The sequence below is a fragment of the Paenibacillus hamazuiensis genome (assembly GCF_023276405.1).
Taxonomy (GTDB): domain Bacteria; phylum Bacillota; class Bacilli; order Paenibacillales; family NBRC-103111; genus Paenibacillus_AF; species Paenibacillus_AF hamazuiensis.
Map to the genome: position 1 here is coordinate 5367501 of NZ_JALRMO010000001.1, position 14731 is coordinate 5382231.

The following is a 14731-nucleotide window of genomic DNA, read 5'->3' on the forward strand; positions in this document are numbered from 1 at the left end:
GGCCAGTGTATCCTTATTGATTCTCAGAAATAAATATTGATCAAGCTGAAAAAAGACTGGAGATGTTCGGGCAACAAACCCGGGCTAATCTCCAGTCTTTGGTGCATGTCCGGATAGTTGTCTTCTGTTCGTCCGGTGTGGGTTATATGATCATTTGAGACAAAAAACGTCCGTTTAGGGTTGTTTTTATAACATCAACTTAAGACTGATATTATATAACACTGCCGGATAAACCGTGAATGTTTATAAGATACATAAAAACAAACTTAGACCTTTCAACCAACAGCCATGCTCTTGTCTGACAAGGCCCGTCATACTCCTGGAAAATCCGTTTTTGAGGCAAGGATCAAAACACCTTTCAAGTTAAGCAGCCAGTCGTCGGTAATCAGCCGGCGACTGGTTATTTAGTTTTGTTTGAATGCGAACTGAGTTATAGTAAATGATGTAGTCTCGAACGGTCTGTTCAACGATTGCCGTCGTTGTATGGGTCAAACCTTCGAGATAGAACGTTTCAGACTTTAGTGTGGAATGAAACGATTCGATGGGGGCATTATAAGCAGGCGTTCCCTTGCGGGACATGCTCATGGTAATGCCTTTTCCTTTGGGACGCCTGAGACGTGTAGACACTGCCCTGATCGCTATGGAGCATCGCTCCTGGAAGGGATGGCAATTGATTGAGCCGTATCCAGTACAAAGGTGGTGTCTTGCTTGTCAGAAATGGTGCTCGCTACGATCTCGCCGTTAAACAAATCTAAGATGTTTCCATTCTTGTACACAGATTTCTCGGCAAACGTTTTGCTGTTTTAGCGTCTATCTTCGTCACCGTCGTAGGTACGGTGTTGCAGCCAGGAATATAATCGTGCCCCAGCCAACGACTTACTGAAATTGTCGTCGGCAATTTTTTCGTACAGCGGGAACAAATATTCGGCAAACCATTCATACATATCCTCGCGTGTTTCCTTGGCCTGGAGCTGTTCGAACACATCGAATTCCAGCAAATCCGGCGTGCGGCCGCCCTTCTCTTCCAGGGATGCGACAATGGCAGCAAGCAGCATGTAGCAGCTTTGGGAGCTGATCGCATAAGAGCGCGAAGGCTGAAGCTCGCGAATAAATTGGTCTAACGCGGATTGAGCGTCCTGCAGCTTGCCGAGAGAGAGTGCCTTCACAACGGATTGCTCCATAGAGCGGGGATAGCGGAACGCCGATTGCTTCAGCCCGTCCTCCAGATCTCCGATATACAGAATCGATTCGTCCTCTTTATACATTCGGTTCTGCAATGCAAGTTTCGCTTCCCGGTAAGAGAGGCGGATGTCCGCGATGTGCGGGTAGAACCTGCCGATGCCAATCGAGATGCTCAGCTTCAAATATTGACTGAGCGCCGTCTGGATCGTGGCGGCGAATTGCATGGTTTGCTGCAGCATCCGATCCTCCGCCATGTTCCGGCTGAAGTACAAGATGGCTGTACCTTGTCCCTAATGATCGTGCAGCACGTTGCCATGCAGATGATCGGAGTTTGCCAGCAACTCGTTCATCACATTAATTATCGCGAAGGTGATAATCGGTTTATCCTCCGGCTTGAACCGCCCCTCCTTAAACAGATTCTCCACCTTCACGAGCAGCGTCACATAAACGCCGTCCACGGGAATGCCATATTTTCGGCACTCGTCATAGAGCGTAGGGCTGTGGATGTAATTGCCGGCCAGCCACTGCTGAAGCAACCGTTCCATCAGAGGGGGAATCGAGCGGTCGAGCTGTTCGCCGAGCCACGTTTTTTCCTTTGTGAGGTAAGTGACCCACTGTTGGATCGGATTGTATGCCCGCCTCAGAGTAATAAAAGCGATCATAATACCGAGCGCCAACAAGACCAGGACCGCAGAAAAGGTAATCCAGCGAATCCAGCCAAGCTGTTCCAACATGAGACGGGATGGCATTATGGAAATATACACGTTCCCGGAAGACGATTTTTTATAGGAATAATAAACCGGTTCTCCTTCAGAATCAGTTCCCCTAAGCGTATTGCCCTTCTTGCCGCTGTCCGCAGAGATCGCTTGGATCATGGTGCTGCTGACGTATTGGTTAGGTGTGCTTCCTTGTGGCGTTTGGAACAGGGGGAGATGCCGCTCGTCAAGCACTACAATCGATTGGACTTTGGCTAGCATCGATACACTGGAGAAATATTGGATGATCTGGTTGACGTCGACCTGCATGACCAGCAGTCCTTGAAATTGCTTGGAAGCGAGCATAGGCAGTCTCAGCGAGAATGAAATGTATCCATCTTCCTGGCCCTTCGGCAAATTCATCCATTGTCCGTCCAAGCCCGTTTGCTCCAGCCATTCAATGTCTTCCTTATACCGGAAATCATTGACCGCCTGATGTCCGGAGCTGGTCGACAACACCAGGCCGGCTGCGTGGTTATAATAATAAATACTGCCGAGGAGCTTGTTCTGGATTTTCTCCTGGAGACGTAATCGTTCCCGTAATCATTCTTATCAAACGAACCGAAGAGGCAGATACAGACATTATTTGATGAATTTCCAACCCGTGATTCAAACCCGTTACGTATGGACATTTTACGCCTGGATTATTAAATGACTGTCAAGCGAGATAAAGGAGAAATCAAAAAATGAGTGGTAATGTCGAATAATATAAAAATCTTAGGCCCTCCCCCTATTGACCGGTACAGTTCGTTGCTTCGCTAATCCGTGCAATTGAATTCACCCTGCAGTTTCCGAATCCTATCCTTGCGCAGGACAAGCCGTAATAATCTAACGATACTCACCGGTCAATGTGCCGAGGTACACAATCGCATTTCATGTCACGATTCGCTGTAATTCCTCTTACGATTGCTTCGTATACACATCGCCGGGCCGCAGCTGATTGATCAGCGTCTCTCCGGCTCTGTAGCGTCGTACATTTTCCGCGATAATATCGATGGAGCGGCCGGTACGGTCCGGTACCTGCGGCGTTGTATGCGGTGTAATCAGCGTGTTGGGCGCCTCCCACAATGGACTGTCCGATGGCAGCGGTTCCTGTGTGAAGGTGTCGAGCCCGGCACCGCCGATCCGTCCTGCGTAAAGAGCTTCAATTAATGCTTCCTCGTCTATGACGGCTCCGCGCGCCATATTGACAATACAAGCGGAACGCTTCATCAATGCCAGCTCCCGGCGGCCAATCAAGTGATGGGTAGCATCGCTGAGCGGAATCGCGAGCACAATAAAATCGCTTTCGGCGAGCAGTTCGTCCAAGGAACCACCGTCAGCGGCGCAGTAGAGCCGATCCACCCCTGGTGATGGGGGAGCGCTGCTCCGGCGATACCCGAGCACGCGCATGCCCAGTGCCTTAGACCGCACTGCCAGTTCCATACCGGTATTGCCCATACCGATAATGCCGACCGTTTGTCCGTACAATCCCCGAAGCTCGTTCTGACCGGGTACCCCCCATTGATGGGCCCGCTGAGCTTCGAGGAATCTCGGGTATTGATAAGCCAAAGCCAGCATAAAAAATAGCGCATGTTCCGCCAGGACGGGGGACGAACGACCCGCCGAGCTGGTGACGAGCAAGCCGCGCTCGAACAACTCCGGCCGGGCACACCCGTTGAGTCCGGCGTGATCACAATGAATCCACCGGAGCTGCGGTGCTTGAACGAAGCGTTCGTCAAGATCGCCGGTCAGCACTGCCACATCGGCAACCTCAAGCGCTTGCCGGATGCCCTCATGATCGTCTCCGCGCAGGCGGATAAGCGATGCCGGTTCAAAGGCTTGAGCTAATTTGCGGTAATGCTCTTCTTTATAGTCCACCGTTGTAAGAACGACTTTAATGTCTCTCAATGTATTAGCCTCCTTAGTAATCTTGCCGTTTACTCCTCAATCACAATCGTCTCAAATAAGTCCAGCTCCTCCAGACCAAATGAAACTTGTCCTTCGTTGTAAACGAACGGAATATCCCCGGCGCGGCGTAGCCCATAAACTCGGGAAGGAGGTGAGTCGGCCTGCAAGGTGATGCGAATGTCCCGGATCGGAATCGGCGCATGGAAGGCGGTCCCTAGCTGGCCGGATACATTTACGGCGCTTACCAAGCGTCGCGAAGGCCCCTGATGGAAGGATACTTCAACGACGGCTGGGGCACTCACCTGCAGCGGCTCCCGGTGGGCGAGTACATCCTGGAGCGCTGCAATCAGGAGGAGGGCATGGCCGTGATAGCTCAGCTTCTCGTAGTGCGCTCCGATACCCCATGGAATATAGGCTGTTTCCCCTTTTCCGTAGCGACTGTAAATCAATCCGGGAATGTCCGTCTCCTCGGTGATGTAGCATTTCTCCGGCGGTCCGAACATACACGACGGAATTAACCCAAGGAGTCCTGCTGCTCCTTCCTCAAGCTTGCATTCCAACGCTTCCCCGTACAGGTACACCAGATCAAGCTGTTCAAAGTTTCGGAGCGTCTTTTTATCTTCCTCACGAATTCGGAAATAAGCTCCCTGTACCTTCGGTTTAAGGACAAACTCCGTAGCGCCAATGCTATCCAGACGGATGCGTCCGAGCGGATGTCCTTTAAGATCGCAGGTCGACGTGAGACCGGTTGCCAGGAGTTTGCCTCCCTGCTCGACGAACCGGTCAATAGCTTTCACGGCATCGTCGCTCATGCTTCGCTGGTCGGCAAGGATCAGAACCTTATATTGGCAAAGCTTATGATAAGCCTGCGGCGATTGCAGCTCGCTATCGTGCAGAAGGTCGTATTGCACGTGGTTTTCCGCCAAAATCCTCATGATTCCTTTAAACTCATTTTTACTTCCGTAGATCCCGCTGCTCTCCGGAACGACCAGGCACACCTCGGCTAAAGATTTGAGGTTCGCATAATACGCTTCATGCTCCTGATGGTAACGGAAAATATCCTTTACGAGATCGAAGCAAAGTCGGTCATTCTGATTAATAAGCGTCCCAATCACGTAGTAATCGAGCCAGCCGCCGTTCACGAGATCTTGAGCCAAACGTTGCCCGGTTAAAAACGGAGAAACCGCCGTATGTCGCATAGCGAAATCAACGAAGTGAACCGCCGAATTGCTCACGGCCATCCCTTCCCAAGAGCAGAGAACCGTTCGTACGTTTTCCGTAGCGGAGTAATTCCATTCCGGAAGAGGCCGATTAATCCCCGTGTTGGATTCCTTGCGGAAGATGTCGGTGCCTTCATGCGTATAGTTGCAAACCGCGATATGAGGATTGACGCTTTTAACTACAGCTACCCTTCGCAGAAACAATTCCTCGACGGTCTCGGTGCGGAACCGTTCATAATCCCTGAACACCGGATCGTTCGGGTCCTCTTTAAGAGGCAGACGCTCATGGCCGGTCCATTCGAAAAACCGCTTTTGGCAGCTGCCGCATTGACAAATTCCAAAATAATTGTAGCTGTAGTCGTGAGTCACATACCCGTGCATATTGAAGAATACACCGTCAATGGGATATTTTTCGGCCACTTCCCGCAATATTAAGAGCGAATATTTCTGCTGGTAGTACCCATTGACGCAAGTATGAACCTGTCCGTTATAATTGACGATTTCTCCGTCAACGCTTCGATACAGCCAGTCCGGATTGGGTAAAGCGCAAGCCTCATTTATGCGGCTGAAATCGAACCGTGCAATAAATTTCATGCCCCGTTCATGAACGCGTTTAATAACCTTCCCGGTAAAATCGTCCTTCATATTGGGATTGACATAATGGAATTCAAGCAGGGATGGATAGTTGGCTACAATTCCTCCTACATTAAACAGCAGAACATTGGCCGAGAACTCCTCCAGGCTCTCCATAAACTCGTCGATATCCAGCCCTGCGTCAATCTCTCTCAAATTTGTCTGAATCAGCCTCATCGGCTTATTTCTCCACCATGCCATGGATAATTCCTCCTAATTTTAATTTCATTTATTTTACCGGCGATGTAGAAACCGCCGGTGAACCCCTTCTGTAAATAGGCGGTTATTCCCGTGGGGGCCCTCCATTACCGGCAGCGTAATCAGGCTCGCGTTTTTTTTCCGCCCGGCGGCGTATGGATTGTCTTTTTTAAAGTTCTTGTGTATTCAAATTAAGAAAGTCTCGACGGCCATGGACAAGTTAATCGTCCATGACCGTCGCTGTTGTCCACTTTCTTTTTCTCGCTTTTCGTTCCAGTTATTAAAGTGTTGTAATCATCACCTTTGATGAGAATGCCTTTCGTTCCACAATCCGTTTTTCTCCTGTAATTTCAAAAACACCCTTCAATCGGATATCCTGGGATGATGCGCCGATGAACACATCCATCATGCCCGGTTCCACGACCTGATCCATGTTCAAGTCATGGAAGGCGAGCTGCTTCATGTTGATCTTGAACGCAACCTTCTTCGTTTCGTTCACATCCAAGCTAACCCGTGCAAATCCAACCAGCTGCTTCACAGGTCTTGCCACGCTGCTCACTCGATCCCGGATATAAACCTGAACCACTTCATCCCCGGCAGCCTGTCCCCTATTGCTCAGCTTAAATTCCATGTTCAGATCTCCGTCAGGTTGAACCAAACTGTCGTGTTTTAGGTCGCTGTATGCGAACGCTGTATAGCTTAATCCATGTCCAAAAGGATATAACGGTCTATTCTTGTTGTTGTCAATATACTCCGCCCATTCATTGATCTCCACGTAGAGCGGCAATCTGCTGTTGTACATGGGGATCTGACCTGCATCCTTGACAATGGTCACCGGCAGTTTCCCGCTTGGATTCGTCTTTCCGGTAAGGATATTCACGATCGCCTCGGCTCCAGACTGTGCCGGAAGCCAAGCGTACAAGACGGCTTTACTATGTTCGCTCACAGATGGCGTAGCTAACGGCCGGCCATCCACAATAACGGAGATCACCGGTTTATTCATCTTAAATACTTCTTCCATAAGTTCCAATTGAGCCTTTTCCAGACCGATGTTGATGTTATCTTTATTCTCCCCGCAAGTCGCTTCAGGATCGATCATGCTTTCTTTGCCGCCTAATACTGCAATGACAACATCCGCCTGCACTACCGCAGCTTTTACGGCTTCAATCCCGCCATCGATGGCCTTGAATATCTTGCAGCCATTGGCGTGCAGCACACGCTCTGCTCCAAGTGCTTCTTCCAGCGCATCTTTGACGGATTTACAATCTGGATAGAACATTTGAACAAATTCTTCATTCGTCTTGTAGATTCTTTTGGAGGAAGCATCTGCCGCTAAATTCTGCCTGATCATGTTCATAATGATTTCTCTTTGCTCAGGGGTTGGCTGGTCTTCAAACTCAATTCCAGCCGACTTTAATGATTCTTTATGCTCGGTAATCGTCCCCGTGTAAAGCATTCTCAGGAAGCTGTCTTCTTCGGATTTGTCGAAATCGCTGCTTCTTGTGCTAGCGGACCCTACCGATGAATATCCGCCAAAGAAGTTGGTTTTGGTGTCGGAGTTGGGGCCGATCAGCGCTACTTTCAGGCTCTTGTTGAGCGGCAGAATGTGGTCTTCATTCTTCACCAATACCATCGATTTTTCCGCGATCTCCCGTGATAATTCTGCATTCTCCTCTTTTTGAATCTCATAGAAGAAATCACCGTCTTCATAAGGGTTCTCGAATAGCCCTAATCTGAATTTGGTCTCGAGCACCCGTCTGACGGACTGGTTGATATAGGCTTCTTCGATTTCGCCGGATTCAACGGCTTCCACCAAGTGCTGATAGCATTGATTGCCAGGCTGTTCGACATCCATCCCCGCTTTGAGCGCCAGAATGGCTGCCTCTTTCGCATCTTCCGCCACTCTATACCGTAGAGTGGAATGCGTGATACTGCCATAATCTGCGACGACCAGCCCATTGAATCCTAATTTGTTTCTTAGAATATCGGTAAGCAACCACTTTGATGTAGACACGGCCTGATCGTTGAGAATTCCGTAACTATTCATGATGGCTTTCACATTCCCCTCATGAATGGCCGCTTCGAATGGAAAACAATAACTATCCAGCAATTTTCTTTCCGCTATTTGCTGCTCCCCGCCGCCTCTTCCCCCTTCCGCGTTTCCATAACCGACAAAGTGCTTGGCGGCCGCCATGACTTCATCATCACCTTGAATGCCTTTGACAAAAGCTACGCCCATTTGTGCAACTAAATAGGGGTCTTCCCCATAGGTCTCGCCGATTCTTCCAAACCTCGGATCTCGTCCCAAATCGAAAAGAGGGGAATGCACAGCCTTGAACCCATACGCTCTTAGTTGTTTTTTGACAACCTCACCCATTTTTCGGGCTAAAGCCGGCTCCCAGGTCGCAGCAAGATTGGTAGACTGCGGGAAGGTCGTTGCGCCGGGGATCTGCGCGCCAGATATTCCCTCGCTATGGAACAGCCCTGGAATACCTAGTCTGGTTTCTTCAACCAAAAATTTTTGTATGCTTCTTATCGTTTCCTTGTCCTTCTTATTGTCACCCGTCAGGGAGTCATTCAAATAACTGATGGTTCCAATTCCATCTATTAACTTCTCGTATCTGGTGTCATACACGGTCTCTCCACCGTATGAATTTGCGCAAAACAGCTGCGCTACTTTCTCCTTCAATGTCATTCTTTCCATTAAGTCTTCGACTCTCTCATGGATAGGCTTGCTGGCATCTTTGTAGGTCATGTCTCTTCCTCCAAAGGGATAAGTTCGAACGACGCTTCTTTTACGTCACGGGAATTAGGCCCGATATAAACCTTGAATTCTCCCGGTTCAGCCTCATAGTGCCTATCTGCGTTCCAAAAAGCCAACTCTGCTGCGGTAATGTTGAAGGTAATTTTTCTTGCTTCTCCCCCGGCTAGTGTCACCTTCTTGAACCCCTTAAGTTCTTTTACCGGACGAACCACACTGCCACAGATGTCCTGAATATATAGCTGTACCGTTTCCTCTCCCTGCACAGTCCCTGTATTCGACACCACTACGCTGGCGGTAATGGTCTCCGCAGCGTTCATGCGGGAGTGGGATAGACGAATATCCGTATATTCAAATTTCGTATAACTTAGTCCGTAGCCGAAAGGATATAGCGGCTCATTGGGACCATCAATATATTTTGAGAAGAATTTCAGATGCTTGTTGCTTTCCGTTACTGGCCTTCCGGTGCTGAAGTGATTGTAGTATACCGGCACTTGCCCGATATGAGCAGGAAAACTCATCGTCAGCCTGCCGGACGGATTATAGTTTCCGAAGAGCACATCGGCTATTGCATGCCCGGCTTGCGATCCCAGGAACCACGTCTCTAAGATCGCATCCACATTGCGCTCGAACCAACCCAAAATAAGCGGACGGCCATTGGTCAGCACCAGAACGGTAGGTTTACCTGCCTTGACAACTGCTTCCGCAAGCTCCTGCTGGATCTTCGGAAGCGTAATGTCCATGCGGGATGCGGCTTCACCGGACATCTCGCTGCTCTCACCGAGCGCAAGAATAACAATGTCCGCCTCCCTCGCCGCAGCAACTGCCCGCTCTAAACCGCCCTGGATTGCGGCTTCAACCTTGCAACCTTCTTCGATTATGATGCGCTCGGCCGATACTCCTTGTTCCTCGAGTCCTTGCCGGAGCGTAACGGTTTTATTCGCATAGCGAGACCACTGCCAAGGTCCAAGCAAGTCTTGGCTATCGCCAAATGGCCCGATCACTGCCACCTTACTTTCCTTGCTTGCTAGCGGAAGGACGCCGTTATTCTTCAACATGACGATGGATTTTCGCGCTAAGTCTCGGCTTGCTTCCAGATGACTTACATTGAAGTGGTATTCCTGTTCCTTCTCCGGACGGATGTAGCGAAACGGATCATCCATAATGCCGATCTTATACTTATAAGTCAGGATGCGGCGAACCGCTTCGTCCAGTTGCTCTACTCTAACGAGACCTTGTTCGATTAATTCATGCAAATAATCATATGAACGGGTTACCATTTCGATATCCAACGTTGCATCAAGAGCTTTCTTCGCCGCTTCCTTGCTGTCCTTGGCATTCCCATGCGCGACGATCTCGTCAATGGAGCCGTAATCGGATATCAGTATCCCGTCAAAACCCAGTTCATCTCTCAGCAAATCGTTCAGGATGTAACGGTTTCCTGCCACCGGAACCCCTTGGTACGTATTAAAGGCGTTCATCACGGACCCGGCTCCCGCTTCAATCCCGGCTTGGAAGGGCGGCAAATACACATTCCGCAAAGTGCCTTCCGATATATCCACCGTATTGTAATCGCGCCCTGCCTCGGCAGCTCCATAGGCGATGAAGTGCTTTAAACATGCGATAAGTGACTCCGGGTCATGTAAATTGTTGCCTTGGTAGCCTTCTACCTGAGCTTTGGCGATCAGACTTCCCAGGTAAGGATCTTCGCCTGCGCCTTCCACGACTCTGCCCCAACGCGGGTCTCTTGTAACATCGACCATCGGGCCGTGGTTGTAAGTAATCCCGCTTGCGGTCGCTTCCCTCGCGGCAATCGAGCAAGCTTCTTGAATGGCTTCCAAATCCCAGCTGCAGGACCAAGCGAGCGGCACGGGAAATACGGTCTGAAACCCGTGGATCACGTCAAAGTTGAATAGCAACGGAATACCGTGCGGGGATTGCTCCACCGCGATTTTCTGCAGCTCGAACACGCGATAGCTATTGACCGCCGCAAGTACCGACCCTGCCCGGCCTTCTCGAATCAATTTCTCCGGCGACTCAGATTCAATATCTGTTCCGAGGGAGATGTTTGTCGACATACACTGGCTCATTTGACCGATTTTATCCGTGATGGACATCTTGCTGAGAAGAGCGTCAACGGCTATACGGATCTCTTGACTATCCCTTTTCTTCACATCCTGCTTCCGATAAGGGGCAACCTCGGAGATCAACATTTCTTCCAGTGTCGGGCCAGGTCCTTTCGCACCCTTCGCCACAAACACATCCTGATAGGCCAGCTTAACCTTTCCCTGGAACTCCTCTTTCTCGAAAATCAATTCAAATGTAAACTGCTCATCGGGCACAAAAGCCGATGAACCCGTGGCTGTAAGAACATTTCCTTCAACGTTCAGTGTGTCAATGCTGATCGGGAACGGGAATGGTTCAAGTACGACCGGATAATACGTAAGATTCTTTCTCTTCGATGGAAAACTGCATTTTGATGGTGGATTCTGGCGTACGATGCAGAAATTGCCAAGTGCCGATCATAAGAATCAACTCGCTTTTCATTTTGTTGAGGTTCATGTTTATTTTGAAAGAAACCCGCAGCGTCATCCGCGCTGCGGGTCTCTTATTTATTTAGGTACTAAAGGTTAAGGATGGTTTGCCTTGTAAGCATCCATCTGCTCCTGCACATCCTGAAGCACTCTCTCTAAACCTGCTTTTTTAGCTGCTTCTATATACTTCGCATACGCTTTTTCGTACTCAATTAAACCGACAGAAGCAGGATACATATATTGCTCGGCAAGATTTTTAATCGCTGCCAATTCATTTTTCACCTTGTCCCCACTGTATACAAAGTTTGCTCCATATGGCATCTCATGTACTTCTTTCCGATAGTCCTTCAAATTTTTCACGATTTCATCGGGCGACTCGACGCTCCATCTTTCGTTCGGTCCGCGCCAGCCCCAAGGGTCGTTTGCCCCTGGCGGATATTTAGAAGAATCGGCAAGTGGTTTGAAGCGATCCTCGCCTACAGGCTCCCAGTGCTTGCCCTCAATGCCGTACCACGTCAAATCGGAGTAAGCCTTATTCCACTTCAACAGGTCAAGGAACATAAGTGCGCGCTCAGGATTCTTCGATCGCGCGTTGATGGCAACACCATTTTGCATATAGCTTGAAGGAGAATATTTTAATTCCGGAATGAATATTTCCGTCTTCCATTCTGGGTGGGCTTTGTTAACAGCGACGGCAATGTTTGATATTTGATCTAGTGATGAGACGGCTGCCGCTGATTTCCCTGCTTGGTACAACTCAAATGATTTTTCTTTTTGCGATAATGCATTCTTTGAGATAATGCCGTCTTTTTGCCAGCGGAACATGGTGTTTGCAAATTTTTTATACTTTTCAGACTTGTATTCATCATTAGCTTTTAAACCATCTTTGCTAAAGATACTATAACTCACGATCTCATTTATATTTTTGTTGTCATAGTCTTGCGGATTTGGAACGAATAACCACTTAAAGAATCCTTCAGTCGCACGATGATAAGCAAACGGGATGATTCCTTGATCGTTTTTAGCAATCGCCGTTAAATAGGCATCAAGCCCAGCCAAATCCTTAACAGGCGGCACCTTGTATTGTTCCCTTAGATCTCCTCGCAGCAGGAAAGCCATCGCCCCATTCTCCTGCACAGCCTGCGGCACAGCGTACACCTTGCCGTTAACTTTGGCTTGTTCCCAAGCATCTTTCGGCGTTTTCTCCCACGTAATCGGCGCGTTCTTTGACAAAAGCTGCTCAGTCAGCTCCAGAAACCCTTTCTTATTCGCATAACCTTGATAATCAGTCCAAGTGGATGCGTAGATCAGGTCAAAATCCTCTCCGGCGGAGAAAAGCAGAGGGTATCTCTGTGACCACTCGCCCCAGGTAAAGTTTGTCACTTCGATTTTGGCGTTGATATCGGACTTTGCCATTTTGCTTAATTTCTCATAGACGAGGTCGGCATCAGCCGGCTTGTCTCCAAGCAGAATCATCTTAAGCGTTACTTCTTCCAAGCCAGTTGTATTGTCCGGCTTGTTTCCATTCTCGGAATTACCGTTGTTCCCGTTGCATGCTGACAATACCAGCGCAAATGCCATAACAACAGCCAGAACGGAAAACCATCTAAATCGTTTGTTTTGCATATTGACCCTCCTAAAAAGTTATATAAGCTAATCCGGTTTTAGCCTTTCACAGCGCCCAAGGTAAGTCCTTTCACAAAGAACCGCTGTACGAAGGGGTACAGTAAGAGAATTGGGCCGGTGGCGATTATGGTAACCGCCATTTTGAGCGAGTTTGTAGGCATGCTGCTCAAGTCAACGGATGCACCTCCGCCGGATAGCTGCATAATTCTTCGCAGCTCATCAGAGTTTGTGACCAGATTGTACAGAAGCAACTGCAGCGGCCGCAGCTTCTCTTCCGAGATGAACAGCATGGAAAGATACCAGTCGTTCCAATAGAACAAGGCAACGAAGAGCGTAATGGTAGCAAGCATCGGTTTGCTTAAGGGAAGCATAATGGAATTGAATATGCGAAACTCGTTCGCCCCATCCATGACCGCAGATTCACTTAACGCTTCCGGCACTCCCCGCATGAACGCTTTCATAACTATCATGTAGAAAACATTGAACAGCGCAGGCACAATAAGGACTAGCAAATTGTCTTTCATGTGCAAGTATTGCGTGATCAAGATATACCAGGGAACTAGACCGGCATTGAACAGCGTAGTGAAGAAGAAATAGAAAGCTAAACCGTTCGCTATGCGGAAATTGCGTTTATGAATGACGTAAGCTGTCATCGCCATCAGATATACGCTAACGATGGTACCGATTACGGTAACAAATATCGTAACGCCGTAAGCTCTCAGAATGATCATCGGGTCCTGCAGAGCAACCTTGTAAGCTTCGAGCGTCATGGATTTCGGGATAAGAGTATATCCGTTCCGTATAATCTCCTGCTCATTCGTTAAGGAGGAGGACAAGACCATCAGGAATGGCACGACACAAAGGACTGCGAAGACACCAAGCAGCAGATACGATAGGATATTGAAAATCACGATATCCGCAGTTGTTTTTTTCAAGCTGGTTCCTCCTTCCTAGAATAACGAGTAATCTTTGTCGTATTTTTTGACCATATAATTCGCAGCAATAATCGTGACAAAGCACAGAATCGATTGATAGAAGCCTGCCGCTGCCGCCATACCTTCCTCTCTTGTAGTGAGCAGGGAACGGAAGACGAATGTGTCGATGACATCGGTCTTGTCGAACAGGACGCCGTTATTCTGAACTAGCTGGTAAAACAAGCCGAAATCGCCTCGAAAGATATTCCCGATTGCGAGGAGCACCAGAATGACGATGGTTGGGACAAGATGAGGCAAGGTCAGATGCCAAACCCGTCGGAAAATGTTCGCCCCGTCAATATGTGCCGCTTCATATACTTCGGTATCCATACTCATAATCGCGGCCAGATAGTAAATCATACCGTAACCAATCGACTTCCATGCATTGACAAGGATAATCAAGAAAGGCCAGTATCCTGGGGAATTGTATATGTCGATCGGTTCGTTGCCGCTCGTTCGCATGAAGCCGTTAATGATGCCCGAATCATAATTAATAAATCCGTAGACCAGCAGCCCAACAGTTACCCAAGATACGAAATACGGCAAGAGCATCATGGATTGCGTGATTTTGCGGAACCACTTGCCTGTCAATTCCACTAGCGCGATCGCGAGTATGATCTCCAGAATATTGTTAACGATAATAAAAGCGATGTTGTACAGAAAGGTGTTAGTCGTCACAAGCAAAGCCTTGCCTGAGATAAAGAAAAACCGAAAATTGTCAAATCCCACCCACGGGCTTCCCAAAATACCGTCGTGATAGTTGTATTGCTTAAAAGCGATAACCAATCCGGCTATGGGCAAATAGCTGAAGATGAAGAAAAAGATGACTGCCGGCAGTGACATCAATACTAGTAGCCGGTTTTTGATCAGATGTCTCACCAACGGCTCGCGTTTCACTGTTGAACCCCCTGTTCTCTTTGACGTTATCACGAAAGCGATATCATTAGTATGACGGATC

The 14731-nt window shown here is 48.7% G+C and carries 10 protein-coding genes and 1 pseudogene (1 of these 11 running past the window's edge); 1 reads left to right on the plus strand and 10 read right to left on the minus strand.

All coding sequences use genetic code 11. The features are described 5' to 3' along the window. Positions 1-40: the end of a hypothetical protein gene (locus MYS68_RS23255; protein WP_248928144.1), read on the plus strand. Its footprint begins 263 nt before the window's first position; 40 of the gene's 303 nt are visible here — the last part of the coding sequence; its start codon lies off the left edge, out of view; the stop codon is at positions 38-40. A 323-nt stretch (positions 41-363) separates the two neighbouring features. Here MYS68_RS23255 and MYS68_RS23260 read toward each other — a convergent pair. From MYS68_RS23260 to MYS68_RS23305, 10 genes and pseudogenes are all read right to left on the minus strand, one after another. Beyond that, positions 364-761, minus strand: a pseudogene (locus tag MYS68_RS23260) (transposase); the annotation flags it as partial. 42 nt (positions 762-803) lie between these two features. Beyond that, positions 804-1421 carry a hypothetical protein gene (locus MYS68_RS23265; RefSeq protein ID WP_248928145.1) on the minus strand — a complete coding sequence of 206 codons (618 nt, stop codon included), beginning with the start codon at positions 1419-1421 and terminating at the stop codon, positions 804-806. Between the two features lie 51 nt (positions 1422-1472). Beyond that, positions 1473-2396 (minus strand): hypothetical protein, encoded by a 924-nt coding sequence (locus tag MYS68_RS23270; RefSeq protein ID WP_248928146.1) that lies wholly within the window; start codon positions 2394-2396, stop codon positions 1473-1475. Between the two features lie 441 nt (positions 2397-2837). Next, complete coding sequence (locus MYS68_RS23275; protein ID WP_248928147.1) at positions 2838-3827, minus strand: D-2-hydroxyacid dehydrogenase; 990 nt, start codon at positions 3825-3827, stop codon at positions 2838-2840. Positions 3828-3856: 29 nt separating this feature from the next. After that, entirely contained in the window at positions 3857-5881 is a 2025-nt protein-coding gene (locus MYS68_RS23280; protein WP_248928148.1) for a family 10 glycosylhydrolase, read from the minus strand. A gap of 277 nt (positions 5882-6158) precedes the next feature. Then, positions 6159-8633, minus strand: a complete 2475-nt coding sequence (locus MYS68_RS23285; RefSeq protein WP_248928149.1) for a glycoside hydrolase family 3 N-terminal domain-containing protein — start codon at positions 8631-8633, stop codon at positions 6159-6161. Next, a complete protein-coding gene (locus MYS68_RS23290) occupies positions 8630-10981 on the minus strand; it encodes a glycoside hydrolase family 3 N-terminal domain-containing protein (RefSeq protein WP_248928150.1) in 2352 nt (783 codons plus the stop codon). Before MYS68_RS23290 ends, MYS68_RS23285 begins: the two co-directional genes overlap by 4 nt. 288 nt (positions 10982-11269) lie before the next feature. Continuing rightward, positions 11270-12799: an ABC transporter substrate-binding protein gene (locus tag MYS68_RS23295; protein ID WP_248928151.1), complete on the minus strand. Its 1530-nt coding sequence runs from the start codon at positions 12797-12799 to the stop codon at positions 11270-11272. 38 nt (positions 12800-12837) lie between these two features. After that, positions 12838-13734 carry a carbohydrate ABC transporter permease gene (locus MYS68_RS23300; protein WP_248928152.1) on the minus strand — a complete coding sequence of 299 codons (897 nt, stop codon included), beginning with the start codon at positions 13732-13734 and terminating at the stop codon, positions 12838-12840. Between the two features lie 15 nt (positions 13735-13749). Then, positions 13750-14616, minus strand: a complete 867-nt coding sequence (locus tag MYS68_RS23305) for an ABC transporter permease (protein ID WP_275983979.1) — start codon at positions 14614-14616, stop codon at positions 13750-13752. Positions 14617-14731: the final 115 nt, after the last annotated feature.